The organism is Microbacterium faecale, from assembly GCF_014640975.1.
In the GTDB taxonomy this organism is placed as follows: domain Bacteria; phylum Actinomycetota; class Actinomycetes; order Actinomycetales; family Microbacteriaceae; genus Microbacterium; species Microbacterium faecale.
On record NZ_BMHO01000001.1, the window covers coordinates 103,555 to 130,230 of the forward strand.

Below are 26,676 nucleotides of genomic sequence, written 5' to 3' on the forward strand. Positions count from 1 at the left end.
GGTCGCAGCTCGCCGCTTCAGCTGGAGGGTTGCGGCGTGCTGCGACCCGCGAGCCGGGAGGGTGTTGGCGGGTGCCCCGGCTCCGGGGCTTGGCGGGTGAACGAACCGGTGGCTCGACCGTCGCGGTCAGCCGAGGACAACCTGAGCGGGCTTCTGTGTCGGGGTGGGCTAGAAATGTGTGTATGGTCACCATCCGAGACGTCGCCGAAGCCGCAGGTGTGTCCGCGAGCACAGTCTCATATGCGTTCAGCGGCAACAAGCGTCTGCCTGCGGAGACGGTGGCCCGCGTGCGCGAGAGCGCGTTGCGCCTCGGCTACCGGCCGGACCCAACGGCCAGAGCTCTATCGCTCGGCAAGACGAACATCATCGGGCTGCTCGCGTCGGTGGCCCCGCATCAGCCCGAGGCTGATGCCGACATCTTCATGCGATTCGTGCGCTCAGCCATGTTCGCCGCCAAGGAACGCGGCTACGATCTGCTCGTGATGGGCAGGGACGAGGACCAGACCGTCACGGATCCGATCGTCGATGCGCTGCTGGTGATGGACGTACTGATGCACGATCATCGACTCCCGATGATCCGCTCCATCGGCAAGCCTGCGGTGATCGTCGGGATGCCGGAGGACACGGCAGGGCTCAGCGCCGTCGATCTGGATTTCGAAGGATCTGCGCGACTGGCCGTCGACCACTTGGTCGAACTCGGGCACCGCGACATCTCGGTGGTGGGTTCGCCGCGCGCCGGAGCGGAGCTGTCATGGATGACCAGATTCAGTACGGGGGCCGCGAATGCCGGGGCGAGAGCAGGTGTGAACGTGAGCTTTCAATCGGTCGGGGCAGAGCCAGACGACTTCGATCGATGGCTCGACGAGCTGCTCGAGGAGAGGCCCGACACGACGGCGATCATCCTGCACAACGTCCCGCTGCTGGACGCATTGCTGCGCTGCTCGCGTGAGCGCGGTTTCTCCATTCCGGACGATCTCTCCGTGGTCACCCTCGCGCCCATCGAGCGGATGGTGCCGCTGTATCCGGATCTGACCGTGCTCGACCTGCCCGGCAGGAAGATGCTCGAGCGCGCAGTGGACCGCGCTGTCGCTGAACTCGCCGGGGAGCTCCCCGGCGTCATTGAGCTGATTCCCCCCACCCTGCTCGCGAAGCGCTCGTCGGGTCCGGTCCGTCTGCGTGGTCTCGTCAATGCGCTGCGCCAGTCGCGCGATTCGAGCTGACGGATCGCCGCTCGGAGTGCGCCCGGCGCGCTGATCTGAAATTCGGGCTTTCGGAGAACCGGTTCACTTGCTAATGTCTTACGCAATGGCGAACCGGTTCTCCATTGATGGAGACACCGCACCCTTCAGAGAGGAAGAGTGAAATGCAATATTCACGCGTCATCGCGGCTCTCGCAGTCGCCCCGCTCGTTCTTGCTGTCACAGCGTGCTCGGCAGGCGCTGGCGGGGACAGCGCTGATGGCTCAGTCTTGACGTTCTGGGACGGGTTCACGCAGTACGACGCCGATTCCCCGTTCGGCCAGCTGATCTCGACGTGCGAGGACGAGACTGGCATCAAGATCAAGCGCACATCAGATGCTGCCGTCACGGACAATCTGTTGCAGTCGGCATCCGCTGGCAGTACGCCTGACCTCGTGATCCTCGACAATCCGACGGTCGCGCAATTCGCCGAGACCGGACTGCTCGTGGATAACGCGACGTCCGGACTCGACACAGATGGTCAGCGGGAGAACGTGCTCGCAGCCGCGCAGGTCGACGACAAGACCTACGGAGGCTCGCTCGGTTCCAACACGCTGGCGCTGTTCTACAACACGGAGAAGTTGAAGGCCGCCGACGTCGCACCACCCACCACGTGGGATGAGTTGCGAGCCGCAGTCCAGGCCACGACACAGGGCGACACCAGGGGGATCGCATTTTCGGCGACAAATTCCGAGGAGGGTACGTTCCAGTTCCTCCCCTTCTTCTGGGGCGCCGGTGCCGACCTCGCGGACCTCTCTTCGCCGGAGGCTACTGAAGCACTGCAGCTGTGGACCGACTGGATGCAGAGCGGCCAGGCTGCGGAGTCGAACATCAACTCCAACCAGCAGGACGTCCGCGACCAGTTCCTCGCCGGAGGGGCGGCGATGATGGTCAACGGCACATGGCAGCTCGGTGCGCTCGACGATGCGGGCATCCCCTATGCCGTCGTGCCGATCCCCGCGATCGACGGCGGTCCGGCACCGAGCCCCCTGGGCGGCGAGTTCATCGAGGTCGTGGCCAGCGATGAGAAGACGCAGGCGGCGAGCGCCGACTTCGCGCAGTGCTTCATCGACCCAGAGAACGCACGGGCCTGGATCGAGGGCCAGAACTACATCTCTCCGTACCCGGATGAGGCAGAGGCGCAGGCGGAGGCGAATCCCGCTCTGCGGCCCTGGGTCGATGCGGTGGCGGCGGCGTACGGACGTACCAGCGACCTCGGCTCGGAGTACCCCATTGCATCCCAGGCGATCTGGACGGCCATGCAGGAATCGCTGACCGGCGCGAAGACGCCGTCGGAGGCTCTTGAGACCGCGCAGAAGTCGCTCGACTAAGACGATGGTGCTCCAAACCGAGCCGGTGGCTGCGGACACGGCGGTGCACAGTCTCCCTCCGGTCCACCGTCGCAGGCAACTGAAGCTGTCGGATCTCGCTGGCATCGCGTTCCTCCTGCCGGTCATCGCCTTCCTGGGTCTGTTCCTCGTGATCCCGATCATTCGCGGCATCGTGTTGTCGATGCAGGACTGGACCCTAATCTCCTTCGTCACAGGAGAGGCGCCGTTCGTAGGGCTGCAGAACTTCATCGACATCGTGTCCGACCCGGACTTCTTCCCGATCTCGTGGCAGTCGCTCGTCTTCACAGTGGTGTCGCTGGTGTTCCAGTACGCGATCGGCATGGGGCTGGCGGTGTTCTTCTCCCGGCGGTTCCCGCTGTCCGTTGTCCTGCGCTCACTCATCCTGCTGCCCTGGCTGCTGCCGGTGATCGTCACTGCAACGGTCTGGCGATGGATGTTCAACCAGGACTACGGCGTCGTGAACTCCGCGCTGTTCGGCGGAGCCGACATCGGCTGGCTCTCCAACACCGACTTGTCGCTGTGGGCCGTGATCATCGCGAACATCTGGCTGGGCATCCCGTTCAACATGGTGCTGCTGTATGGCGGCCTGCAGTCGATCCCCGAATCGCTGTACGAGGCTGCTGCGCTGGACGGCGCAAACGGGTGGCGGTCGTTCTGGTCCATCACCTTCCCGCTCCTGCGGCCGGTCTCCGCGGTGACGCTGCTGTTGGGGCTGATCTACACGCTGAAGGCGTTCGACATCATCTGGGTGATGACCAGGGGCGGACCGGTGAACAGCTCGCACACGCTGTCGACTTGGTCGTATCAACTGTCGTTCGAGGGCGACCGTGCGCTGGGGATGGGCGCCGCGGTGTCACAGATCCTGGTGGTCATCACACTGGTCTTCGGCCTGATCTATCTGTGGGCCCTGCGTCGAGAGGAGGCACGATGAAGCGCTCATCTGTCCGCTCAGCCCGCGACGTCGTGATTGGCGTCGTCCTATGTGCGCTAATGCTGTTCCCGCTGTACTGGATGGTGAATGTCTCACTGACGCGCCCGCAGGACCTGCTGCGCACGCGGCCGAATCTGTTCCCGACGAATCCGACGCTGGACGGATACATCGCCTCTCTCGGTTCACAGCTGCCCAGCATCCTGACGAGCATCGTCATCGGTCTGGGCACGGCGCTGCTGGCGCTGGCGATCTCGCTTCCGGCGGCCTACGCCATGTCGAAGCTGCGCGCGAAGGGCAGCGGACTGGTCATCTTCCTGCTGGTTCTGGCCCAGCTGATCCCGGGCATCGTGCTCGTCATGGCGCTGTTCACGCTCTACTCGCAGCTCGGACTCATCAACACCTACCTCGGGCTTATCCTCGCGAACGCGACAGCCGCCGTGCCGCTCGCGGTCGTGGTGCTGCGCGCATACATGGGTCAGATCCCCGAGGAGTTGATCGAGGCCGCTCGGATCGACGGGGCGAGTCAGGTGCGGGTGTTCTTCTCGATCGTGATTCCGCTCAGCAGAAATGCCATCGTCACGGCGGCGCTGTTCTCGTTCCTGTTCGCGTGGGGAGATTTCCTTAACGCCCGGTCGCTGACCTCGGGCAATGAGATCCTGCCGTTCACCCTCGCTCTCTTCCGCTTCATCGGAGCGGAGACGACGAACTGGAACGCCGTGATGGCATCCGCCGTCCTGGCATCCATCCCCGCGATGCTGCTGCTCATCCTCGCTCAGCGCTACATCTCCGCCGGCCTCACCGCCGGCGCCGTCAAGGACTGATCGCTCCGGCGGTCGACTCAGAAGGAGTAACAATCCGTGTTCACAACAGATGAATCGGCAATCACCTGGACTGGAGGAGGTGAAACTCTGCGCGTCGAGGCGTGGGGGCGGAATTCGCTTCGCGTCCGTGCCTCGCTCACTGCGGTGAGCGATGAGCCGTGGGCGCTTGCGGAGCGGCGGGATGCTCCCGCGCAGGTGCGGGTCGACGGAGATACGGCAACGATCCGAAGCGGCGGCATCATTGCAACGCTGCGGGCGTCCCGCTTCTTCGACGCTCAGGCAGGATACTCGCGGGAGCAGTGCCGCATCGAGTTCCGGAACGCGGACGGCGAGAGGCTGCTGAGTGAGCTGCCGTCCGGTGGGGCGCTGAAACTGCAGGCCCGAAGCTGGCGGCCGATGCTCGGGTCGAACTCGTCGCGGCTCACGGTCGGTTTCGAGGCCGATCCGGATGAGCATCTGGTGGGGATGGGTCTCTATCAGCAGGACGTCATCGATCTGAAGGGCAGCACGCTCGAGCTCGCGCATCGCAACTCCCAGGCGTCGGTGCCGTTCGTCGTCTCCAGTCGCGGCTACGGGCTGCTGTGGAACAACCCGGCGGTCGGGAGGGCTACATTCGCGAAAAACCGCACCGAGTTCGTCGCCGAGGCCACCCAGCAGCTGGACTACTGGATCACCGTCGGCGAGAACCCGGCGGCGATCGCCCGCTCATACGCGGACGCGACGGGGCATCCTCCGATGATGCCGGAGTACGGTCTGGGGTTCTGGCAGTGCAAACTCCGCTACTCGAACCAGGAGCAGCTGCTGGAGGTGGCGCGTGAGTACCGAAGGCGCGGCATCCCCATCGATGTCATCGTCGCCGACTTCTTCCATTGGCCGAAGATGGGCGACTACCGCTTCGAGGACGAGTTCTGGCCGGACCCCGCCGCCATGGTGCGCGAGCTCGACGAGCTCGGCATCGCGTTGATGGTCTCCGTCTGGCCTCAGGTGTCCATCGAGTCGGAGAATTACGAGTACTTCCGCGAACGCAATCTGCTCGCCCGCAGCGACCGCGGCCTCGATGTCCAGATGAGTTTCGAAGGACCAAGCGCCTTCCTTGATGTCACGAATCCTGAGGGCAGGGCGGCATTGTGGGAGCTGTGCCAGAAGAACTACCACGACCTCGGCGTCAAGATGTTCTGGCTGGACGAGGCCGAGCCCGAGCTGGGCCGGTATGACTTCGATGCCTATCGCTACCATCGCGGCAGCCTGCTGGAGGTGGGCAACGTCTATCCTCGGGATTTCTCCCAGGCCTTCTGGGATGGACAGCAGGCGGCAGGGCAGAACGACATCGTCAACCTGGTGCGCTGCGCGTGGGCGGGAAGCCAGCGATACGGTGCCCTGGTGTGGTCCGGCGATATCGGGTCCACGTTCAGCGACCTGCGGGCTCAGATCACGGCCGGCGTGCACATGGGTGTCGCCGGAATCCCGTGGTTCACCACTGATATCGGCGGATTCCACGGCGGCGACGTGTCGGACCCGGCATTTCATGAACTGCTCATCCGGTGGTTCCAGTTCGGCGCGTTCTCGCCGGTGATGCGGCTGCACGGCGACCGCTCGCCGAGTGAGCCGGTCACCGCCGCAGATGGTTCACGACGGCTAGCGTCGGGGGCCGCCAATGAGGTGTGGAGCTACGGGGCAGAGGTGCTCGATGTTCTCACCGGGCTGATCGAGATGCGCGAGCAGTTGCGCGAGTACACGCGAGACGCCATGCGCGCGGCGCACGAGACGGGTTCTCCCGTCATGCGCGGACTGTTCCACGAGTTCCCGGAGGACTCCGAGGCATGGCAGGTGGCGGACCAGTACCTGTTCGGCCCCGACCTGCTCGTGTGCCCGGTCGTCGAGGCCGGCGCTCGCCGTCGCCGAGTGTATCTGCCGGGACGAGGCACGTCGTGGACCGATGTGCGCAGCGGAGACGTCCACGACGGAGGCGCCTGGATAGAGGTGGACGCGCCCCTCGACCGCATCCCGGTGTTCGGCCGCGAAGGCCGCAGCGGCGGACTACCGGTAGGCGCGACCCCGGCCGGTGGCTGAGAATCGCATGGACCGGGTCGCCTTGCGCACGCAAGGCGACCCAGTCGAGTCATGCGAGCCGGTCCTTGAGACCTGTCCGCTCACTCCAGCGGCTCGGGCGGCCGTTCGGGCTCGGGCTTCTTCACGAGGAACAGCAGGATGCCGCCGATTGCGAGCACCGGTCCGATGAGGAAGCCGATCGGACCCAGGCCGTGGTCCGGCGGGACGCCGTTGAACAGCTGACTGACTGAGTGCGGGCACCGTCAGCACTGCCGCAGCCACCCACAGCACGACGGCGGTGGTGAGGAACGGACGCTTGCGACGGGCCATGCCTCCAGCCTACGGTGCGGGTGCCCACCCTTGGGTCTGTCGGGAAGTTTGTGTGTGAGGGGTTCGGCGTGATCGGCGCGGCACGTGCTGCGCGGGAAGATGAGTCACGCGATGAATACCGATACGACATTGACAACTGAAGATGACGAGCGGGTCGATCTGCGAACGGGCGAGGTCCTTCTGGCTCCGCCGGATGTGACGGCCGTGGCGGATCAGCTGGTCGCTGCCGCGCGCGAACAGGGGATCGACCTGACCGGCCCGAACGGGCTGTTGACGGGCCTGACCCGGCAGGTGTTGCAGTCCGAGCTCGAGGCGGAGCTGAGTGCTTACCTGGGCTATGAGAGCGGGGATCGGGCGGGCAAGCAGACACCGAACAGTCGGAACGGGTCGACACCGAAGACGGTGCGCACGGAGATCGGCGAGGTCACGATCCAGGTGCCGCGGGATCGGGCGGGCACGTTCACTCCGGTGGTGGTGCCAAAGCATCAGCGCCGGATTGCGGGGTTCGACGACGCGGTGATCTCGCTGTATGCGAAGGGGATGACGACCGGCGATATCGCGAAGCACCTCTCAGACCATTACGGGTCCGAGGTCTCCAGAGACCTCGTCTCGACGGTGACCGACAAGGTCATCGGTGACATGCAGGAATGGCAGGCCCGCCCGCTGGACGCCGTGTATCCGGTGGTGCTGATCGACGCGCTGGTCGTGAAGGTCCGTGACGGGCAGGTCGCGAACCGGCCCGTCTATGTCGCTGTCGGCATCGATCTGGACGGGCGTCGGGACGTCCTCGGGTTGTGGATGGGACCGACGGGCGGGGAAGGCGCGAAGCAGTGGATGAATATGCTCACCGAGCTGCGCAACCGCGGCGTCGCCGACGTCTGCATCGTCTGCTGCGATGGGCTGAAGGGCCTCCCTGACGCGATCGGCGCGATCTGGCCCCTCGCGACGGTGCAAACCTGCGTCGTGCATCTGGTGCGCAACAGTCTGCGGTACGCGTCGAAGAAGTACTGGTCGAAGATCACCTCTCAGCTCCGCGAGGTCTATACCGCCCCGACCGTCGCCGCCGCGGAGGCGAGGTTTGCGGAGTTCGCCGACCAGTGGCGGGACCTGTATCCGGCGATGATCCAGATGTGGGAGAACGCGTGGGGTGAGTTCACCCCGTTCCTCTCCTTCCCGCCCGAGATCCGGCGGCTGATCTACACGACGAATGGGATCGAGTCCCTCAACGCGAGATTCCGGCAGGCCACGCGCCGTCGCGGGCACTTCCCCAACGAGCAGGCCGCGATGAAAGTGCTCTACCTCACCGTGTTGGAACGGCGACCGAACCGGACGAATCCGACCGGGCAAGTCGCCGGCTGGAAAGCTATCCTGAACACCCTGTCCATGACCTACGGCGACCGCCTAGGAATCAACTGAGCCGAAGCCCCCGCACACAAAGAAGCGGACAGACCCTCGGCACCTGAAGCGCCCTGAGTTTGTTGGAGGCTCCTGACCTTGGAAACGAGGATGGGGTTATGCCGAAGGAACTGGCGAGTGGGAAGCCGACGACGCGTCGCTACTCGGTCGAGGAGAAGGCCGCCGCGGTGCGGATGGTGAGGACGCTGCGCGCGGAGCTCGGTGTCACGCAGGGGACGGTGCAGCGCGTCGCGACGCAGCTCGGCTACGGGGTCGAGTCCGTGCGGATGTGGGTGAAGCAGGCCGACATCGACGACGGCGTCACCCCGGGTGTGAGTAGCGCTGAGGCGCAGCGGGTGCGTGAGCTGGAGCAGGAAGTCCGGGAGTTGCGGCGGGCCAATGAGGTGCTGAAGCGGGCGGCGTCTTTCTTCGGGGCGGAGCTCGACCGCCACTACCGGAAATAGTCGCGTTCATCGACGCGAACAAGGACGACCTCGTTGACGGTCGCCGGCTCGGAGTCGAGCTCATCTGCAGACTGCTGCAGGTGGCTCCGAGTAGCTACTACGCCGCCAAGACCCGCGCCCCCTCTGCCCGCGCGGTGCGGGACGAGGAGCTGATCCCCCAGCTGGTCGAACTTTGGGAGACCAACTACCGGGTCTACGGGGTCCGCAAGCTCTGGAAGGCGGCCCGGCGGGCGGGGATCATGATCGGGCGGGACCAGACCGCGAGGCTGATGAAGCTGGCGGGGATCGAAGGCGCCAGACGGTCGAAGAAGGTCAAGACGACGAGGCCAGATCCGGCGTCGGCGCGGCACCCAGATCTGGTGCAGCGGGTGTTCACCGCGGCCGCGCCGAACCGGCTCTGGGTAACGGATCTGACGTTCGTGCCGACCTGGGCCGGTGTCGCGTACGTGTGCTTCATCATCGACGCGTTCAGCAGGATGATCGTCGGGTGGCGGTGCGCATCGCACATGCGCACCGAGATGGTCCTCGACGCGATCGAGATGGCCCGCTGGTCCAGAGGCCACCACCACGCCGACCTGCGATGTCACAGCGACGCGGGGTCTCAGTTCACCTCCATTCGCTACGGCGAACGCCTCGCGGAAATCGGCGCCACGCCGTCGATTGGAACCGTCGGGGACAGCTACGACAACGCCCTGGCTGAGACTGTGAACGGCTACTACAAGGCCGAACTCGTCCGCGCACCCGCACGCACAGGGCCATGGAAGACGATCGAGGATCTCGAGCTCGCGACGCTCGGCTGGGTGCACTGGCACAACACGCAGCGCCTCCACGGCTACCTCGGCGACGTCCCGCCCGTCGAGTTCGAGAACGCGTTCTATGCTGTCCCCAACGACCACAACCTGCTGGTCGGAATCAAATAGCGCGAGTCTCCATCAGACCCAGGTCGCTTCAACCGGATATAACCTAAGAATCATGGATTACGTCGGCCCGGAGAACTGCGGCAATTCGCCGAAGAATCTGCTGCTCGCCGACTGGGAGCGCGCGCTGGCGTACGCCGAGTGGGACGACGTCGCGGCCGTGCTGGATGACGAGATGGTGCTCGAGGTGGCGGTGGCCGGCGGGTTCGAGACCCTCTCCGGGCGGGACGCCGTCGTCGAGCGACTGCGATCGGTGCGCGGAGACCTGACGCGGGCGGTGGTCGACAGCGCCATCAGCCACGGCAAAGAAGGCGCAGCCTGGGGCTCGTGGACGATCTCCGGCGCCGAGGTGCCGTTCGCGCACGCCTTCCGCTTCACGAGCGCGGCCGGCAAGCGACTCGCGTCGATCCGCGTCGTCACGACCGCGTAGCCGGCGCCTCCATAATGGACGGATGAGCGAAGCACCCGAGATCGCCGGCTGGAAGCACGTCTACTCCGGGAAGGTCCGCGACCTGTACGCGCCGACTCGCGGATCCGACGATCGCCTTCTCGTCGTCGCGAGCGATCGCGTAAGCGCGTTCGACCACGTGCTCGAACCGGGGATCCCCGGCAAGGGCGCGCTGCTGACGTCCCTGAGCTCGTGGTGGTTCGCGCAGCTGGCCGGGGGCGACGGCGGCGACCCCGTGCCGAATCACCTCACGGGCGAAGATCCGCCCGAGGCCGTCGCGGACCGCGCGACTGTCGTGACCACCCTCGACATGCTGCCGGTCGAGTGCGTCGTGCGCGGCTACATCACCGGATCCGGCTGGCGTGAGTACCGCGAAGCCGGGACGGTGTGCGGGATCCGCCTGCCGGAGGGGCTGCAGAACGGCGACCGGCTGCCCCAGCCGATCTACACGCCCGCGTACAAGGCGCCGCTGGGCGAGCACGACGAGAACATCTCGTACGAACGCACCGTGGAACTCGTCGGCGCGGAGCGCGCGGCCGAACTGCGCGACGTGTCGCTCGACATCTACCGTCGCGCCGACCGGATCGCCGCCGAGAAGGGCCTCATCGTCGCCGACACGAAGTTCGAGTTCGGCGTCGACGACGCGGGCACGTTGCGGCTCGGCGACGAAGTGCTCACGAGCGACTCGTCCCGATATTGGGATCGGGCGGCGTGGCAGAACGGCTCCACCCCCGAGGAGCGCATGGCGAGCTTCGACAAGCAGATCGTGCGCGACTGGCTCGCCGCGAACTGGACCAATGCGGAAGGCCGGTGTAGGGAAGGCTCCGCTGGCGACGGGCCGAGTGCGCCCGAAGCGGACGACAGCGACACTCCCCCGCGTCTGCCCGCGGACATCGTCACCCGCACGCTCGACCGCTACCGCGACCTCCTCACCCGCCTCACGGCCTGACGCAGCCGATGCCGGCCAGCCGGTAACGTGGATCCGACCGCAGGTGCGGTCCACGGTGTGAGAGGATCCGCATGTTCGGTTGGAAGTTGCACGGAAACGGGCGCGACGTGGCGCCCGGCGCGGTCGTCGCCCCCCATGAGCGCTTGGCGTGGCCCGCCACGATCGCGATCGGGATCCAGCACGTCGTCGCGATGTTCGGCGCGACGTTCCTCGTTCCGACGCTGACCGGATTCCCGGTCCCGACGACCCTGCTCTTCTCGGGCATCGGCACGATCCTCTTCCTCATCGTCACGGGAAACCGCCTGCCCAGCTACCTGGGATCCTCGTTCGCGTTCATCGCGCCGATCACGGCCGCAACGGCGTCCGGCTCATTCGGGTCGGCCCTCGCGGGCGTCGTCGCCGTCGGGATCCTGCTCGCGATCGTCGGCGTCGTCGTCCAGGTCGCGGGGCTCAAGTGGGTCGATGCGCTGATGCCGCCGGTCGTGGCCGGCGCGATCGTCGCGCTCATCGGGTTCAATCTCGCGCCGACCGCGTGGGGCAACTTCCAGGTGGATCCGATCGCGGCAACGGTGACCCTCGCCGCGACGATCCTCTTCGCGGTGCTGTTCCGCGGGTTCCTCGGCCGCATCTCGATCTTCCTCGGCGTGATCGTCGGCTACGTCTACGCAATCGCCACGGGCGCCTTCGACGTGCCGAACGCCGTCACGGGCGTCACGCCGGCCGAGGCGATCGACCGCGCCGCGTGGATCGGGCTGCCGGAGTTCCACCTGCCGGACTTCGCCTCGCCCGGCACCTGGTCGACGCTCGCGATGTTCCTTCCGGTCGTCCTCGTGCTCATCGCCGAGAACGTCGGTCACGTACGCGGCGTCGCGACGATGACCGAGGATCCGTCGATCAACGAGCGCACGGGGCGCGCCCTCATCGCCGACGGCGTCGCCACGACGCTCGCGGGCGCGGGCGGCGGATCCGGCACCACGACGTACGGCGAGAACATCGGCGTCATGGCAGCCACGCGCGTGTACTCGACCGCCGTCTACTGGGTCGCGGGCTTCGTCGCGATTCTGCTGGCCTTCTCACCGAAGGTCGGCGCCGTGTTCAACTCGATCCCGCCCGGCGTGCTCGGCGGTGTCACGACCGCGCTGTACGGCCTGATCGGCATCATCGGCATCAAGATCTGGGTCGACAACCGCGTCGACTTCTCTCGTCCCGTCAACCAGTACACCGCCGCGGTGTCGCTCGTGATCGGCATCGCGGGCTTCACGATGCAGATCGAAGGGTTCGAGTTCGGCGGCATCGTGCTCGGCACCGTCGCCGCGCTCGTGATCTACCACCTGGGCAACGTCATCGCCCGCGCCCGGCGCACGGGAGCCGACGACGCCGGCCCGATCCCCGCCGTGGGACCGCTGGGCGGCGACCCGCGCGACTGACCCGCTTCGTGTGACGCAAACGACCCTTCGCGCGCGAACAGAAGGGCCGGTTGCGTCACACGAACGCGGCTACGCGCTGGCGCGGACGACCAGCTCGAGCGGAAGCATCGACTCCGTCGGCGGATCCTCGCCGGACAGAAGGCGGATCAGCACGTCGGCCATCACGGCCCCCTGCTCGCGGGACGGCTGCCGCACCGTCGTGAGCGGCGGCGTAACGCGCGCAGCCACGGGCGAGTCGTCGAATCCGACGATCGCGACATCGTCCGGCACACGCAGTCCCCGCCCCTCGAGCACCCCGAGAGCGCCGCGGGCCATGAGGTCGCTCGCGACGAAGACGGCGTCGGGCGTCACGCCGCTGTCGAGGATCCGCGTCATGGCGGCGACGGCGCCGACCGCCGAGAACTCGCCGTCCTCGACGCCGACCGGCTCGAGACCCTCGTCAGCCAGCACCTCGCGGAATCCGGCGAGACGCTCGACACCGGCGCGCATATCGGGCGGACCGGTGATCATGGCGATGCGACGGCAGCCGCGTTCGACGAGGTGGCGCGTGGCGATGCGCCCGCCCTCGACGTTGTCGACATCGACCCAGTAGTCGTCGTCGCGTGAATCCATCGGGCGACCGCCGTAAACGACCGTCGTCGACCGAGCGATCCGACCGAGGTATTCGTCGCTGGTGTGGTGCGACACGACGAGCGCGCCGTCCACGCTGCCTGACGCGATGAAGCTCGCCGCCTTGTCCGCCGGGTCATCCGACGCGATGAACAGCCCGAGCATGTACGGCGACGCCGACACGCGATCGTTGATCCCCGCGACGATCGCCGAGAAGTACGGATCCCCGAAGAAGCGCGTCGTATCCTCGGGAACGATGAGCGCGATCGCGTGAGACTGCCGCGAAGCGAGCGAGCGCGCGGCCCGGTTGGGAACGTAACGCAACTCGCCGATCGCCCTGTTGACCGCCTCGAGCGCGTCGGGGCTGACGCGGGAGCCGCCGTTGATCACCCGCGACACCGTCGAACGGGAGACGCCTGCGTGGCGAGCGACCTCCTCGAGCGTCGTCGACGGTCCTTCCTTCAGCCTCGGCACGTTGCCCACCTCACTTCCCATACGCCATTGTCCCGCCGGTTGGCCGGTTCGGCGTGCGCCCGGCCGGCGACACGCGCAGGCCGGACGGATCCGTCAGATCGTACGCTCCGTGATCATGCGCGCATACTCCCGCGCGCTCCGCTTCGGGGTGCGCACCTGAGTGTCGTAGTCGACCCGCACGAGCCCGAAGCGCTTGCCGTATCCCCACGCCCACTCGAAGTTGTCGAGGAGTGACCAGTAGAAGTACCCGCGCACGTCGACGCCCCGTTCGCGCGCGTCGAGCGTCGCCGCGACGTGATCGCGAACGAAGTCCGTGCGCTCGGCGTCGTCGACGGATCCATCGATCGGTTCGTCGTCGAAGGCGGCGCCGTTCTCCGTGACGTACAGGGCCGGTACGTCGTAGTCGGCCGCGACGCGCTGGAGGAGGCGTGTGAGCCCCTCGGGCTGCACTTCCCACGCCATGCTCGTGCGGTCGAGGCCGCGGTCGTGCCAGTGGATGCCCTCGTGCGAGGGGTAGGGCGAGCCCGTCGGATACGTCGCGCCCGACGGGACCGAGGGCGGCGGGTCGGCGGGCACGGTTCCCGAGACGAACTCGCCGTGATAGTAGTTCACGCCGAGGAAGTCGAGCGGCCGCGCGATCGTCTCCAGGTCGCCCTCGTGCACGGCATCGGTGAACGAGGCGACGGCGTCCGCGTCGACGCGGCGCACGTCCTCGACGATGTCGGCGGGGAAGGATCCGCGAAAGAGCGGATCGAGGAACCACCTGTTGAACTGACCATCGATCCGGCGCGCGGCATCGCGATCCGCGGCGTCGTCCGGATCCGCCGGCTCGGCGACCGTGAGGTTGAGGGTGATGCCGATGTCGAGCTCGGCGTCGCGCTCCCGCAGCTGCTCGACGGTGCGACCGTGTGCGAGCAGCAGGTGGTGCGATGCGAGGAGTCCGTCCTCGACGCTGTGCCGGCCGGGCGCGTGCTCGCCGCCGGTGTACGACAGGAACGACGAGCACCACGGTTCGTTGAGCGTCGTCCAGCGCGAGACGCGGTCGCCGAGCGCATCGTGCATCGTCATCGCGTATTCGACGAAGCGGTCGACCGTCTCGCGCGACGTCCAGCCGCCGCCCTCCTCGAGCGCCTGCGGCATGTCCCAGTGGTAGAGCGTGAGCCACGGCAGGATGTCGGCTTCGAGCAGCTCGTCCACGAGCCGCGAATAGAAGTCGACGCCCTTCGCGTTCACCGCTCCGCCGTCTGGCCGCACCCGCGACCAGGACGTCGAGAACCGATAGGTCTGGATCCCCAGCTCTTTCATCAAGGCGACGTCTTCGGCGTACCGGTGATAGTGGTCGCACGCGACATCACCGTTGTCCGCGTTCGCGACGGCGCCCGGCACGCGCGCGAACGCATCCCAGATGCTGGCGGTACGCCCCTCCTCGAACGCGGCGCCCTCGATCTGGAAGGCGGCTGTCGCGACACCGAAGAGGAAGTCGGCGGGGATCGAACGAGTCATGGATGCCTTTCGAGACGGTACGGGGATCAGCCCTTGACGGCGCCGGCCATGATGCCGCTGATGAGCTGGCGGCCGGCGACGACGAACAGGATGAGGAGCGGGATCGTCGCCATCACGGCACCCGCGAGCACCATCGAGTAGTCGATGTAGTGCCCGGACTGCAGGTCGGCCAGCGCCGTCTGCAGGGTGGGGTTCTGCGGCGGCAGGACGATCATCGGCCAGAGGAAGTCGGTCCAGGCCGTCATGAACGTGAACAGGCCGAGGATCGCCATCGCCGGCCGCGCGGCCGGCAGCCCGACGGTCATGAACGTGCGGATCTGGTTCGCGCCGTCCACGCGCGCCGCCTCGATGAGCTCGTCGGGGATGACGTCGACGAGGTACTGCCGCATGAAGAACACACCGAACGCCGTGACGAGCGTCGGCACGACGACCGCGCCGATCGTACCGGTCCAACCGAACTCCTGCATGACCATGAACAGTGGGATGATGCCGAGCTGCGTCGGGATCGCGAGCGTGGCGATCACGAACACCATGAGGCCGTCGCGGCCGCGGAAGCGCAGCTTCGCGAACGCGTAGCCTGCGAGCGTCGAGAAGGCCACGACCGACACGGTGATGATCGAGGAGATGACGATGGAGTTGCCGAGCGCCTTCCAGAAGGGGATGGCGTCGAGCACCAGCAGCGCGTTCCGGAAGAAGTTGCCGCCAGGGATGAGCGGAAGGGTCTCACCGCGCGTGGCGTTCGAGCCGCTCGCGACGACGAACGACCACCAGATCGGGTACATGCTTCCGATGAGGAACGCCGCCAGCAGCCCGTAGGTGAGGAAGCCGGGGCGACTGCCGATACCGGCCGTTCCCATCTGCGTGCGACGCGACGAGCGCCGCGCCGCAGGCGATGCGCCTTCTGTGGTGATCTCTCTCGTCGCCCCTGGCGTGATCATGCTCATGATCCGGATCCCTTCCTGGCGAGGCGCCGTTCTCGTCTCGAGGCCTTGGGTGCGTCGCCTGTCGCGATCCGCCTCGACAGCAGGAAGTTGAAGATGCCGAAGGCGATGATGATGAGGAAGAGGAGCCATGCGACGGCGGCAGCCTCTCCGAAGTTGCGCCGGAAGAAGGCCATCTCCCAGAGGAACAGCACCGTGGTCTGGAACTGCCTGTCGGATCCGCCGATGCCGCCGGCGTTCGACGCGTCGAACAGCTTGGGCTCCGAGAAAATCTGCAGGCCGCCGATCGTCGAGGTGATGATGACGAACACGAACGTCGGGCGGATCGTCGGGATGGTGATCGAGAGGAACCGTCGCAGGCTGTTCGCGCCGTCGATCGCCGCGGACTCGTAGAGCTCACGGGGGACCGCCTGCATCGCGGCGAGGAGGATCAGGGCGTTGTAGCCGGTCCAGCGGAAGTTCACCATCGTCGCGATCGCGAGATGGCTGAGGAACTTGTCGTGCTTCCATTCGAGGTCGGCGACGCCGATGAGATTGAGGAGATTGTTGGCGAGACCGTCGGCCTCGTTGAACACGCTCGAGAAGATCAGCGCGACGGCGACCGGAGTGACGACGAACGGGACGAGCACGCCCATCCGCCAGAAGGTCGGGGCGCGCAGCCCCTGGTCGAGCAGGTAGGCGACGCCGAGGGCGACGATGATCTGCGGGATGGTCGACAGCAGGAAGATGCTGACCGTGTTGCCGAGAGAGTTCCAGAACATCCGGTCGCCGAGGATCTCGACGAAGTTGCCGAGGCCCACGAACTCGCCCTGTCCCTTCAGCAGATCCCATTCGTGCAGCGAGACCCACATCGTGTACATCAGCGGGAACATTCCCACCAGCGCGAACAGGATGAAGAAGGGCGAGATGTAGAAGTACGGCGACGCCTTGACGTCGAACCGCGACAGTCGCAGGCGGAATGTCGGTGCCGGCTTGCGTGGGGGCGGTGCGGCGGTGCGCGGCCGGCCGGCGGCGGGTGGCGCTGGGGTTCTGGTCGTGCTCATACGGGGATCCTCGGGTCGAAGCGATGCTCGTCATGCGGAGAGGCGCCGGTGCGCGCCGGGAAGGATTCCGGCGCGCACCGAGCCACCGCGGAGACGTGCTACTCGACGAGCTCTCCGAGCAGGCTGACCGCCTCGTCCCAGGCGGCGTCGGCGTCGCTCTCACCGCGGTCCAGGCCGTCGAGTGCCGGGCCGAACACGTTCTCCTGGATCAGCGAGTCGTCCGGACCCTTGAACTGGGCGACGACGCCCTGTGCACGGTCCGCGAGGATCGCGCCGGTCGGAGCTCCGCCGAACATCTCGTTCGGGGTCGCGTCAGCCGCGAGGGTCTCCTGCGCCTCGATCGTGGACGGGAAGTTGCCCGCCGCCTCAGCCTGCTTGACCTGCTGCTCCGGCTGCGTGAGCCAGTTCGCGAGCTCGGCCGCCGCGTCGACGTGTGCGCTGCTCTCGGGGATCGACAACCATGCGCCGCCCCAGTTGCCGGCGCCGCCGGGGAAGACGTTGGCGAAGTCCCAGCCGGTGTCGGCATCGCCGCCGCCGGCCTCGATCTGACCCTGCACGACGCCGAGCATCCACCCCGGGCAGACGTAGGTCGCGAAGGTGCCGTCGACGAACGACTTGCCGCCGTTCCAGTCCCACTCGGACTCCGCAGCCGACTGTCCGCCAGCAACGGCGTCGGCGAGGAGGTCGAACTTCTCGCGCATCTCGGTGTTGCCCTCGACGTTGAGCTCGCCGTCAGAGGTGTAGTAGCCCTCGGGCATCTGGTTCACGATCGAATTCCAGACGAAGCCCGACTGGTCGAACCACGCGTTGCCCGTCTCGTCGACGTACTGCTGACCGACCTCGAAGTAGTGCGCCCAGTCGCCCTCGAGCAGCTCGGCGACGTCCTCACGGTCGGTGGGCAGGCCGGCCGATTCGAACGCCGGCTTGTTGTAGCACAGGCCGGTCGGGCCGATGTCGGTGCCGTATCCGATGACGCGGCCGTCCTGGTCGGTGACCGTCTCGTTCTTCCACGAGACCCAGTCGTCCGCGCGGTCGGAGAAGCCGTGTTCGTTCAGGTCGACGAACATGTCGGAGACCTCCATGACGGCACCGACCCAGCCCTCTTCGATCGCGACGATGTCGGAGACGCCGCTGCCGGCGGCGAGCTTGGTGAACAGGTCGGTGCGGGCGTTGCCGCCCGTGTCGATGTTCGTGGCCTCGATCGTGATGTTCTCGTGCTCGGCCATGTACTCCTCGTAGAGCTCCTCATAGCCGAAGGTGCCGAACGTCGTGATCGTCAGCGTGATGTCTTCGTCGGTCGATCCCGCCGAGGCGTCGGACCCCCCGTCCGAGCTGGAGCAGCCAGCGAGCGCAAGCGCCCCGACCGCGGTCGCGGCGATGCCGACGGATGTTCTGCGCAGGATGTGTGATTTCACAGTTCCCACTCCTTCGTGGTGGTGGTCGGAACGTCATGAGAGCGCTCCCATGACGGCGACCACACTATGAGAGCGCTCCCATGATGTCAAGTGTGTGGGACGGATCCCTGCGCCAACGGGTCGTCGCCGCGCGGATCCGGGGCGAGAAGCGAGTCAGTCGGTGTCGCGCTCGCGGCGACGTCGCGCGATCTCCTCGCGCAGCTTCGCTTCGTACTCTTCGCGCTCGAGGTCGGCGAGCTGCTGCTCCGTGGTGCGTACGTCGGCCGGTGGCCGCGGCGCCGGCGTGCGGTGGGTGCGGCGAGCTGACCTCGCGGGCCGCGGCGCATACTCGCGCCCAAGGGTCCACCACAGGATGCTGCCGATGAACGGCAGCAGGATCACCACGATGATCCACGCGAGCTTCGGCAGGTACCGCACGCGCGCCTCGTCCAGCCGAACGATGTCGACGAGGGAGACGACGAAGAACGCGAGGTTCACCAGACCGATCAGGAAGGGCATGGTCGCATCATAGAACGCGGCCCGCGCGCGCCGCCGGTAGGATCGTGGTGATCCCCCGCCCTCGCGAGACCCGGAGCCCGCCAATGCCCACCATCGTCGTCGACGTCATGCCCAAGGCCGAACTCCTCGATCCGCAGGGCAAGGCCGTGACGGGTTCGCTCGACCGCCTCGGCCACGGCCGATTCGAGAACGTGCGCATCGGCAAGCGCATCGAGATGACGGTCGACGGAGAGGTCACCGATGAGGTGCTCGCCGAGGCGAAGAAGGTCGCCAACGACGTGCTCTCGAACTCGGTCATCGAGGACGTCGTCAGCATCGAGGTGGTCGAGTGACCGCGCGGATCGGGGTCGTCACCTTCCCCGGATCCCTGGACGATCGCGACGCGCAGCGAGCGATCCGGGTGGCGGGCGCGGAGCCGGTGGCACTCTGGCACGGCTCCCACGACCTCGAGGGCGTCGACGCCGTCGTCCTGCCGGGCGGCTTCTCGTACGGCGACTACCTGCGCGCCGGCGCGATCGCCGCGCTCGCGCCGATCATGACCGAGGTGAAGCAGGCCGCCGAAAAGGGCATGCCCGTGCTCGGCATCTGCAACGGCTTCCAGATGCTCGTCGAGGCGCACCTGCTGCCGGGCGGACTCATCCGAAACGCGCACCAGCAGTTCATCCGCCGCGACCAGAAGCTCGTCGTCGAGAACGCCGACACCGCGTGGACGAACGCCTTCGACGCGGGCGACGAGATCATCATCCCGCTCAAGAACGCCGACGGTGGATTCACCGCTGACGAGGAGACGCTGAAGCGCATCGAGGGCGAGGGCCAGGTCGCGTTCCGCTACGCGGGCGTCAACCCGAACGGATCCCTGCGCGACATCGCGGGGCTGACGAACGAGCGCGGCAACGTCGTCGGACTCATGCCCCACCCCGAGCACGCGGTCGAGCCGGGCTTCGGCCCGAACACGCCCGCCGCGATGCGCTCGGGCGTCGACGGCCTGCGGATCTTCGAGAGCGCGCTGAACGCGCTCGCTTCTCGCGTCGCGTAGCACGTTCCTCGGGCGGGTCAGACACAACCACCGCGCCCGACCCTGCGAACGCGACGCGGATCACGACGTTCCGGCGCCCACCTGACCGTGGCACCCCGCTACGGTGGACTGGTGACCGATTCGCTGATTGTCTCCGTCCCGACCGAGCAGCTGCGCGACGACGTGCGCGCCCACCTGGATCCCGCCCTCGATGTTGAGGTGGTTCTCTGGGTCGACGGCGAGCCGCCGCGCGAGCGCATCGACGTCGTCGTGCCGCCATACATGAAGCAGGGCGCGATGTTGCGCGCGGTCGCCGGCGTCTCACCGCAACTCGTCCAGGCCCAGTCGATCGGCTACGACGGTGTCGCCGACGTGCTGCCCGGGGGCCTCGTCTACGCGAACGCCTCGAGCGTGCATGAGACGGCGACGGCTGAGCTCACCCTCGGGCTGATGCTCGCGGCACAGCGAGACATGCACGTCTTCCTGCGCCGTCAGTTCGCGGGTGAGTGGACCAAGCACTGGACGCCGGGACTGGCGGATCGTCGCGTACTGCTGCTCGGGTACGGCGGCGTCGCAAAGGCCATCGCCCAGCGCCTCGTCGGCTTCGAAGTCGACGTCGTGCCCGTCGCTTCCCGCGCCCGCGACGAGGACGGCGTGCATGTGCACGGCATCGACGAGCTGCCGGAGCTGCTCACCACCGCCGACATCGTCGTCAACGTCCTTCCCGGCGGTGACACCACCCATCACCTCATCGACGACGCCGCGCTCTCGGCGCTCCCGGACGGCGCGCTCGTCGTCAACGTCGGGCGGGGCCCGACGTTCGACACCGATGCCGTCGTCGACCACGTGCAGCGTGGCCGGATCCGGTTCGCGGCAGACGTGTTCGACCCGGAGCCGTTGCCGGCCGATCACCCGCTGTGGAGTCTCGACGACGTCATCATCACGCCCCACGTGGGCGGCATGTCAGACGCGATGCGCCCCCGCATCGCGAAGCTCGTCGCCTCGCAGGCGGAGCGCATCGCGGGTGGCGAGGATCCGATCAACGTCGTCATCCGCGGCTGAGCGCCCCACCCCGCTACACGCCGAGCCAGACCCGGATCGGGTCGACGAGGAAGTAGACCACGAACAGGATCGAGACGATCCACATCAGCGGGTGGATCTCGCGGATCTTCCCACGCGCGAGCTTCACGATCACGAAGGCGATGAACCCGGCGCCGATGCCGTCCGCGATCGAGTAGGTGAACGGCATCACCGCGATCGTGAGGAACGCGGGGATCGCGATGTCGGCGTTCTTCCAGTCGATGCCCGCGATCTGGGTCATCATCAGGTATCCGACGAGCACGAGCGCGGGTGCGGCTGCCTCGTAGGGCACGAGCCCGACCAGCGGCGAGAACAGCGTCGCGAGCAGGAAGCACACACCGGTCGTGATGGATGCGAGCCCCGTGCGCGCGCCTTCGCCGACGCCGGCGCTCGACTCGACGAACGCCGTATTGGACGACACGGATCCGACGCCACCGGCGATCGCGCCGACCGAGTCGACGAGCAGGATGCGCGTCGAGCGCGGCGGGTTGCCGTTCGCGTCGAGCAGCTTCGCTTCGCCGCCGACGGCGACCATCGTGCCCATCGTGTCGAAGAAGTCGGCGAGCATGACCGAGAACACGAGCAGCACAAGCGCGACGATGCCAATGTTCTGGAAGGAACCGAGCAGGTTGAACTGCCCGATCAGCGAGAAGTCGGGCATCGAGAAGATGCCGTCGAACGTCGGGGCGCTGTTGAATCCGCCCGGGTTGTCTTCCGAGCGGCCCCCGATGTGCAGCGTGTTCTCGAGGGTCACGGCGAGCGCGGTCGCCACGAGAATCGAGATGAGCAGCGCACCGCGCACCTTGCGCACGTGCAGCACGATCGTGAGAACCAGACCGACGACGAACACGAGCACGGGGAGCGTGCCGAGGTTGCCGAGCGACAGGATCGTCGCGCCGTCGCCGCTGACGACACCCGCGTTGCCGAGCCCGATGAGCGTGATGAACAGACCGATGCCGACACCGATCGCGGTCTTCAGCTCGGTCGGGACTGCACGGAACACCGCCGCGCGGAACCCTGTCAACACGAGGATGAGGATGATGATGCCCTCGAGGACGATGACGCCCATCGCATCGGCCCAGGTGACGTTCGGGAGTCCGGCAATCGAGAAGGCGACCACCGCGTTGAGCCCGAGACCGGCGGCGAGCGCGAGCGGGTAGTTCGCGATCGCGCCCATGAGGATCGACATGACGCCAGCGACGAGCGCCGTCGCCGACGCGATCATCGCGAGGTTCGGCCCGCCGTCTGCGAGGGTCCCACCTCCGAGCACCTGACCGGTGCCGTCCTCAACCGTGCCGAGGATCAGCGGGTTGAGCACGACGATGTACGCCATCGCGAAGAACGTGACGATGCCGCCGCGAATCTCGGTGCCTATCGTCGATCCGCGCTCGGAGATCTGGAAATATCGATCGATCGCGCCGGGGCGCTTCTGGGTCGCGGATGCGTTCACCGAGGTCATAGGAACGATGTTCCCATAGCGCGCGAGCGGTCCGCACCCGCACAATGGGCGCAGGCGGCACTTCCTGTCGCCAACATGTGTAGTATAGAGGGACAGGTACATTCATCCGAATGCATCTGACGAAGAGTTTCAGGAGGCGAATCATGGGATTCAACGACAAGGTCGCTCTCGTCACTGGTGGCGGATCGGGGATCGGCGAAGCCATCTCGAAGGAGCTCGCCCGCGAGGGTGCGAAGGTCGTCGTCACCGACCTCAAGCTCGAGACCGCACAGCGCGTCGTCGACGAGATCACGAGCGCCGGCGGAGATGCCGCCGCCTTCGCAGGCAACACCGCGGTCGTCGAAGACAGCCGAAAAGCCGTCGAGTTCGCGGTCGAGACCTACGGCAAACTCAACTACGCGGTGAACAACGCGGGCATCGGCGGCGCGCAGGCGCCGACCGGCGAGATCGACACCGAAGACTGGGACCGTGTCATCGACATCAACCTCAATGGCGTCCTCTACGGCATGCGGTACCAGATCCCCGCGATGCTCAAGGCGGGCGGCGGAGAGTCGTCCATCGTGAACATGGCCTCGATCCACGGCACCGTCGCAGCGCTCGGCAACTCCGCCTACACGGCCGCGAAGCACGGCGTCGTCGGCCTGACGAAGAACGCGGCCGCCGAGTACGGCAGCGAGGGCATGCGCATCAACGCGGTGGGCCCCGGCTACATCGAGACCCCTCTCGTGAAGAGCTCGCTGTCGGAAGAGGCGTTCGACGCCCTCGCCGGAAAGCACCCGCTCGGTCGCCTCGGCCAGCCGGAGGAGATCGCGAAGGTCGTACGGTTCCTGCTGTCGGATGATGCGTCGTTCGTCACCGGTGCGTACTACCTCATCGACGGCGGCTACACGACCGTCTGACGTCACCCGAAGACAAGAAACGCGCACGCCCTTCTGGGCGTGCGCGTTTCGCCGTCGTCAGCGGGAGTACTGGCCGACGACGCGGTTCTGCTCGATCACCGCGTCCGCGTAGTCACGCAGGAACTCCTCGCGAGTCGGCTCCCCCTCGACGGGACGGCTGAGCGCGTACACCCAGAAGTAGTAGGAGTGCTCCCCGTGTCCGGGAGGAGGCAGCGGACCCGAGTAGCCGGCTTCGTTCTTGCTCGTGATGCCCTCGCGCCCGACATCGGCGGTGACCGTTGTCGTGTCCGAAGGGATTCCGAAAACGGTCCAGTGCGTGAACCCGAACGGCAGCGGCGCGTCGGGATCGTGACAGATCAATGCGAGCTCGACCGCGTCGTGTGGAACGCCGGAGACCTCGATGATGGGCGCGACGTTCTCGTGCTCGGCGGTGAATCGATCGGCGAGACGCGCGCGATCGTCGAAGTCCGGAGACGTGACGGTGATCGTTCCTGGGAATGCCATGGTTGCCTCCTCGTTCTCGGGCCAGACGCTCCCCACCGTACTCGCGCGCCAGCCGCGCGTCATCGGATCCGCCCCGGTATGACGAACGCCGCCACCCAATGGCGGGCGGCGGCGTTCGTCGTGACGGGTCAGCGCGAGGCGCCCGCGCGACGCTTGTTGTAGATGTCGAAGGCGACGGCAACGAGCAGCACGCAGCCCTTGATGATGTTCTGCCACGACTGACCGACGCCCATCAGGGACATGCCGTTCGACATGACGGCCATCACGAGACCACCGACGATAGCGCCGGTCACACGTCCGATGCCGCCCGTGGTCGACGCGCCACCGATGAAGCAGGCCGCGATGACGTCGAGCTCGAACATCTCGCCCATGCCGGGCGAGGAGTTGTTCGAGCGGGCCGAGAACACGGCGGCGGCAATGCCCGTGAGCAGGCCCATGTGCACGAAGAGCCAGAAGTTCGTCTTCATGACGTTGACACCGCTCAGCTTCGCCGCCGCGAGGTTGCCGCCGACCGCGTACACGCGGCGGCCGAAAACCGTGCGGTTGGTGATGAGCTGGTAGGCGAGGATCAGCACGCCGAGCACGATCAGCACGAGCGGGAAGCCGCGGTCGTACGACAGCGCGTAGGTGAACGCGAGCACCACGGCCGCGACCACGACGAGCTTCACGATGAACAGCGGCATCGCTTCGACGTGCTGGTCGTAACTGACGCGAGCGCGACGGCTGCGCACCTGCATGACGACGAAACCGGCGAGGGCGACCACGCCGATCAGCAGCGTGAAGATGTCGATGGTCTCGGGCACGGCCTTGAGGCCCTCGCCCTGCCCGACGGTGATCGTTCCGAACAGGCCGTGAGCGTAGTCGTTTGCGATGACCTTGTACTCGGCAGGGAACGGCGACAGCGACGTGTTGCCGAGCACGACCGCCGTAAGACCTCGGAACAGCAGCATTCCGGCAAGCGTCACAATGAACGCCGGTATGCCGACCACCGCCACCCAGAAGCCGTGCCACGCGCCGACGATCAGTCCGATCACGACGGCGGCGATGAGGCCGACCCACCAGGGCATGCCCTGTTTGATCACGAGGAACGCCGATACCGCCGAGGCGAACGCGAGCACGGATCCGACCGACAGGTCGATGTGCCCGGCGACGATCACCATGAGCATGCCGAGCACCATGATGAGGATGTGCGCGTTCTGCAGCACGAGATTCGTGATGTTGCGCGGCGCGAGCAGCGTGCCGTTCGTCAGGATGGTGAAGAGGATGACAAGGGCGACGAGGGCGATGTAGATGCCGGACGTGCGCAGGTTTCGGGTGAAGAGATCTTTCGCGTCTTCGAGCACGCCGCTCATGCCGCGGCCTCCTTCTCGGTGTTCTCGATGGTCATGAGGTTCATGAGCTTCTCCTGGTCAGCTGCCTCGGTCGGCATCTCGCCGGTGATCCGGCCGTAGGCGAGCGAATAGATTCGGTCGCACGTTCCAAGCAGCTCGGGCAGCTCGCTCGAGATCACGATGATCGCCTTGCCCTCGGCGGCGAGCGCGCCGATGATCTCGTAGATCTCGTACTTGGCACCGACGTCGATCCCCCGCGTCGGCTCGTCGAGGATCAGGACGTCCGGATCCGAGTACAGCCACTTGGACAGGACGACCTTCTGCTGATTGCCGCCCGAGAGGTTCCCCACGGTCTGCATCACGGTCGGCGTCTTGATGTTCATCCGGCGCCGGTATTCCTCGGAGATCTTGATCTCCTCGTTGTCATTGACGAAGGACGCCCAGTTGGCGAGCTTTCCAAGCGCCGCGGACGAGATGTTCGTGCGGATGTCGCTGATGAGGTTGAGGCCGTAATGCTTGCGGTCCTCCGAGACATACGCGATGCCGGCCTCGATGGCGGCGTTCACCGAGCGGGTGTCGACCTCGCGGCCGTGCAAAGTGACCGTGCCCTTCGCGTCGCGGCCGTAGCTGCGGCCGAACACGCTCATCATGAACTCCGTGCGTCCCGCACCCATCAGGCCTGCGATGCCGACGATCTCGCCGGCGTGCACCGAGATCGAGGCGTCGTCGACAACGGTCCGGTCAGGCTGCGTCGGGTGGGTGACCGACCAGTTGTCGATCCGGAAGATCTCCTCGCCGATGTGCGGAGTGCGATCGGGGAAGCGCTTGTCGAGCGAGCGGCCGACCATCCCGCGGATGATCCGGTCCTGCGTCGCGTCGTCGTCGGTCATGTCGATCGTCTCGATCGACTCACCGTCGCGAATGATCGTCGTCTTGTCGGCGACCGCCTCGATCTCACCGAGCTTGTGGCTGATGATGATGCACGTGATGCCCTCGTCGCGCAGCTGACGGAGCAGGTTCAGCAGGTGCTCCGAGTCGTTGTCGTTGAGCGCCGCCGTCGGCTCGTCGAGGATCAGGAGCTTCACGTCCTTCGTGAGCGCCTTGGCGATCTCGATGAGTTGCTGCTTGCCGACACCGAGCTGGCCGACGGGCGTGGTCGGGTTCTCATCGAGCCCGACGCGGCTCAGGTACGTTGCGGCTTCCGCGTTGGTGCGGTGCCAGTTGACCAGGCCGCCGTCCGTGCGCTCGTTGCCGAGGAAGATGTTCTCAGCCACCGACAGGTAGGGGACGAGCGCGAGCTCCTGGTGGATGATGACGATCCCGGCGTCCTCGGAGTCGGTGATCGAGTTGTAGGTCTGCGGGACGCCTTCGAACACGATGTCGCCGCCGAAGGATCCGTGCGGGTAGACCCCCGACAGCACCTTCATCAGCGTCGACTTCCCGGCCCCGTTCTCGCCGCAGATCGCGTGGATTTCGCCGCGCTCGACCGTGAGGCTCACCTTCTTGAGGACCTTCACGCCGGGGAAGTTCTTGGTGATCTCGCGCATCTCGAGGATCGCGTCGGCCATTGCTGCTGCCTCTCCT

General features: G+C 66.6%; 24 protein-coding genes and 1 other annotated feature. Of the genes, 14 read left to right on the forward strand and 10 right to left on the reverse strand.

Annotated elements, in window-relative coordinates; translation table 11 throughout:
- Window positions 1–182 precede the first annotated feature (182 nt).
- The 10 genes from IEW87_RS00490 to IEW87_RS00535 all read left to right on the forward strand — a co-directional run bounded on the left by IEW87_RS00490 (window position 183) and on the right by IEW87_RS00535 (window position 12,321).
- Window positions 183–1,220: a LacI family DNA-binding transcriptional regulator gene (locus IEW87_RS00490; protein ID WP_188710369.1), complete on the forward strand. Its 1,038-nt coding sequence runs from the start codon at window positions 183–185 to the stop codon at window positions 1,218–1,220.
- 248 nt (window positions 1,221–1,468) lie between these two features.
- Entirely contained in the window at window positions 1,469–2,569 is a 1,101-nt protein-coding gene (locus tag IEW87_RS00495; RefSeq protein ID WP_188710370.1) for a sugar ABC transporter substrate-binding protein, read from the forward strand.
- Between the two features lie 4 nt (window positions 2,570–2,573).
- Window positions 2,574–3,521 carry a carbohydrate ABC transporter permease gene (locus tag IEW87_RS00500; protein ID WP_188710371.1) on the forward strand — a complete coding sequence of 316 codons (948 nt, stop codon included), beginning with the start codon at window positions 2,574–2,576 and terminating at the stop codon, window positions 3,519–3,521.
- A complete protein-coding gene (locus IEW87_RS00505; RefSeq protein ID WP_188710372.1) occupies window positions 3,518–4,342 on the forward strand; it encodes a carbohydrate ABC transporter permease in 825 nt (274 codons plus the stop codon). Before IEW87_RS00500 ends, IEW87_RS00505 begins: the two co-directional genes overlap by 4 nt.
- 36 nt (window positions 4,343–4,378) lie before the next feature.
- Complete coding sequence (locus IEW87_RS00510) at window positions 4,379–6,412, forward strand: glycoside hydrolase family 31 protein (RefSeq protein WP_188710373.1); 2,034 nt, start codon at window positions 4,379–4,381, stop codon at window positions 6,410–6,412.
- Between the two features lie 420 nt (window positions 6,413–6,832).
- Window positions 6,833–8,137, forward strand: coding sequence for an IS256 family transposase (locus tag IEW87_RS00515; protein WP_444543204.1), 1,305 nt, complete (start codon window positions 6,833–6,835; stop codon window positions 8,135–8,137).
- Between the two features lie 98 nt (window positions 8,138–8,235).
- Window positions 8,236–9,500, forward strand: a protein-coding gene (locus IEW87_RS00520; RefSeq protein ID WP_229730800.1) for an IS3 family transposase whose coding sequence is annotated in 2 segments (ribosomal slippage) — window positions 8,236–8,539 and window positions 8,539–9,500 — 1,266 coding nt in all. Because the reading frame shifts where the segments join, the coding sequence is not laid out codon by codon here.
- Window positions 8,535–8,669, forward strand: a sequence feature (AL1L pseudoknot). (Overlaps the previous gene by 135 nt.)
- A gap of 52 nt (window positions 9,501–9,552) precedes the next feature.
- The gene (locus tag IEW87_RS00525) at window positions 9,553–9,927 is read left to right on the forward strand and encodes a nuclear transport factor 2 family protein (RefSeq protein ID WP_188710374.1); all 375 of its coding nucleotides are present in this window, start codon (window positions 9,553–9,555) and stop codon (window positions 9,925–9,927) included.
- A gap of 22 nt (window positions 9,928–9,949) precedes the next feature.
- Complete coding sequence (locus tag IEW87_RS00530; protein WP_188710375.1) at window positions 9,950–10,894, forward strand: phosphoribosylaminoimidazolesuccinocarboxamide synthase; 945 nt, start codon at window positions 9,950–9,952, stop codon at window positions 10,892–10,894.
- Between the two features lie 71 nt (window positions 10,895–10,965).
- A complete protein-coding gene (locus IEW87_RS00535; protein WP_188710376.1) occupies window positions 10,966–12,321 on the forward strand; it encodes a uracil-xanthine permease family protein in 1,356 nt (451 codons plus the stop codon).
- A gap of 69 nt (window positions 12,322–12,390) precedes the next feature.
- Here the strand turns inward: IEW87_RS00535 and IEW87_RS00540 are convergent, their stop codons facing one another.
- The 6 genes from IEW87_RS00540 to IEW87_RS00565 form a co-directional block, all read right to left on the reverse strand.
- Window positions 12,391–13,425 (reverse strand): LacI family DNA-binding transcriptional regulator, encoded by a 1,035-nt coding sequence (locus IEW87_RS00540; RefSeq protein WP_188710377.1) that lies wholly within the window; start codon window positions 13,423–13,425, stop codon window positions 12,391–12,393.
- A 72-nt stretch (window positions 13,426–13,497) separates the two neighbouring features.
- Entirely contained in the window at window positions 13,498–14,907 is a 1,410-nt protein-coding gene (locus IEW87_RS00545) for a glycoside hydrolase family 1 protein (protein WP_188710378.1), read from the reverse strand.
- 26 nt (window positions 14,908–14,933) lie between these two features.
- Window positions 14,934–15,764 (reverse strand): carbohydrate ABC transporter permease, encoded by an 831-nt coding sequence (locus IEW87_RS00550; protein ID WP_229731158.1) that lies wholly within the window; start codon window positions 15,762–15,764, stop codon window positions 14,934–14,936.
- Window positions 15,765–15,847: 83 nt separating this feature from the next.
- Window positions 15,848–16,891 carry a carbohydrate ABC transporter permease gene (locus IEW87_RS00555; RefSeq protein WP_188710380.1) on the reverse strand — a complete coding sequence of 348 codons (1,044 nt, stop codon included), beginning with the start codon at window positions 16,889–16,891 and terminating at the stop codon, window positions 15,848–15,850.
- 98 nt (window positions 16,892–16,989) lie between these two features.
- Window positions 16,990–18,306, reverse strand: coding sequence for an ABC transporter substrate-binding protein (locus tag IEW87_RS00560; protein WP_188710381.1), 1,317 nt, complete (start codon window positions 18,304–18,306; stop codon window positions 16,990–16,992).
- A gap of 153 nt (window positions 18,307–18,459) precedes the next feature.
- The gene (locus IEW87_RS00565) at window positions 18,460–18,804 is read right to left on the reverse strand and encodes a PLD nuclease N-terminal domain-containing protein (protein WP_188710382.1); all 345 of its coding nucleotides are present in this window, start codon (window positions 18,802–18,804) and stop codon (window positions 18,460–18,462) included.
- Window positions 18,805–18,887: 83 nt separating this feature from the next.
- On the opposite strand from IEW87_RS00565, the gene purS reads away from it, so the two are divergent.
- The 3 genes from purS to IEW87_RS00580 all read left to right on the forward strand — a co-directional run bounded on the left by purS (window position 18,888) and on the right by IEW87_RS00580 (window position 20,881).
- Complete coding sequence (gene purS, locus IEW87_RS00570) at window positions 18,888–19,136, forward strand: phosphoribosylformylglycinamidine synthase subunit PurS (RefSeq protein ID WP_188710383.1); 249 nt, start codon at window positions 18,888–18,890, stop codon at window positions 19,134–19,136.
- On the forward strand, window positions 19,133–19,840 hold the full coding sequence (gene purQ / locus IEW87_RS00575; RefSeq protein WP_188710384.1) for a phosphoribosylformylglycinamidine synthase subunit PurQ: 708 nt from the start codon (window positions 19,133–19,135) through the stop codon (window positions 19,838–19,840). Before purS ends, purQ begins: the two co-directional genes overlap by 4 nt.
- A gap of 111 nt (window positions 19,841–19,951) precedes the next feature.
- Window positions 19,952–20,881 (forward strand): 2-hydroxyacid dehydrogenase, encoded by a 930-nt coding sequence (locus IEW87_RS00580; RefSeq protein WP_188710385.1) that lies wholly within the window; start codon window positions 19,952–19,954, stop codon window positions 20,879–20,881.
- 13 nt (window positions 20,882–20,894) lie between these two features.
- Here IEW87_RS00580 and IEW87_RS00585 read toward each other — a convergent pair whose 3' ends face one another.
- A complete protein-coding gene (locus tag IEW87_RS00585) occupies window positions 20,895–22,358 on the reverse strand; it encodes an NCS2 family permease (protein ID WP_188710386.1) in 1,464 nt (487 codons plus the stop codon).
- Between the two features lie 143 nt (window positions 22,359–22,501).
- On the opposite strand from IEW87_RS00585, the gene IEW87_RS00590 reads away from it, so the two are divergent.
- On the forward strand, window positions 22,502–23,257 hold the full coding sequence (locus tag IEW87_RS00590; RefSeq protein WP_188710387.1) for an SDR family NAD(P)-dependent oxidoreductase: 756 nt from the start codon (window positions 22,502–22,504) through the stop codon (window positions 23,255–23,257).
- 57 nt (window positions 23,258–23,314) lie between these two features.
- Here IEW87_RS00590 and IEW87_RS00595 read toward each other — a convergent pair whose 3' ends face one another.
- The 3 genes from IEW87_RS00595 to mmsA all read right to left on the reverse strand — a co-directional run bounded on the left by IEW87_RS00595 (window position 23,315) and on the right by mmsA (window position 26,660).
- Window positions 23,315–23,761, reverse strand: a complete 447-nt coding sequence (locus tag IEW87_RS00595; RefSeq protein WP_188710388.1) for a YbhB/YbcL family Raf kinase inhibitor-like protein — start codon at window positions 23,759–23,761, stop codon at window positions 23,315–23,317.
- Between the two features lie 128 nt (window positions 23,762–23,889).
- On the reverse strand, window positions 23,890–25,113 hold the full coding sequence (mmsB, locus tag IEW87_RS00600; protein ID WP_188710389.1) for a multiple monosaccharide ABC transporter permease: 1,224 nt from the start codon (window positions 25,111–25,113) through the stop codon (window positions 23,890–23,892).
- Window positions 25,110–26,660, reverse strand: coding sequence for a multiple monosaccharide ABC transporter ATP-binding protein (gene mmsA, locus IEW87_RS00605; protein WP_188710390.1), 1,551 nt, complete (start codon window positions 26,658–26,660; stop codon window positions 25,110–25,112). The genes mmsB and mmsA overlap by 4 nt, the downstream gene beginning before the upstream one ends.
- Between the last annotated feature and the right edge of the window lie 16 nt (window positions 26,661–26,676).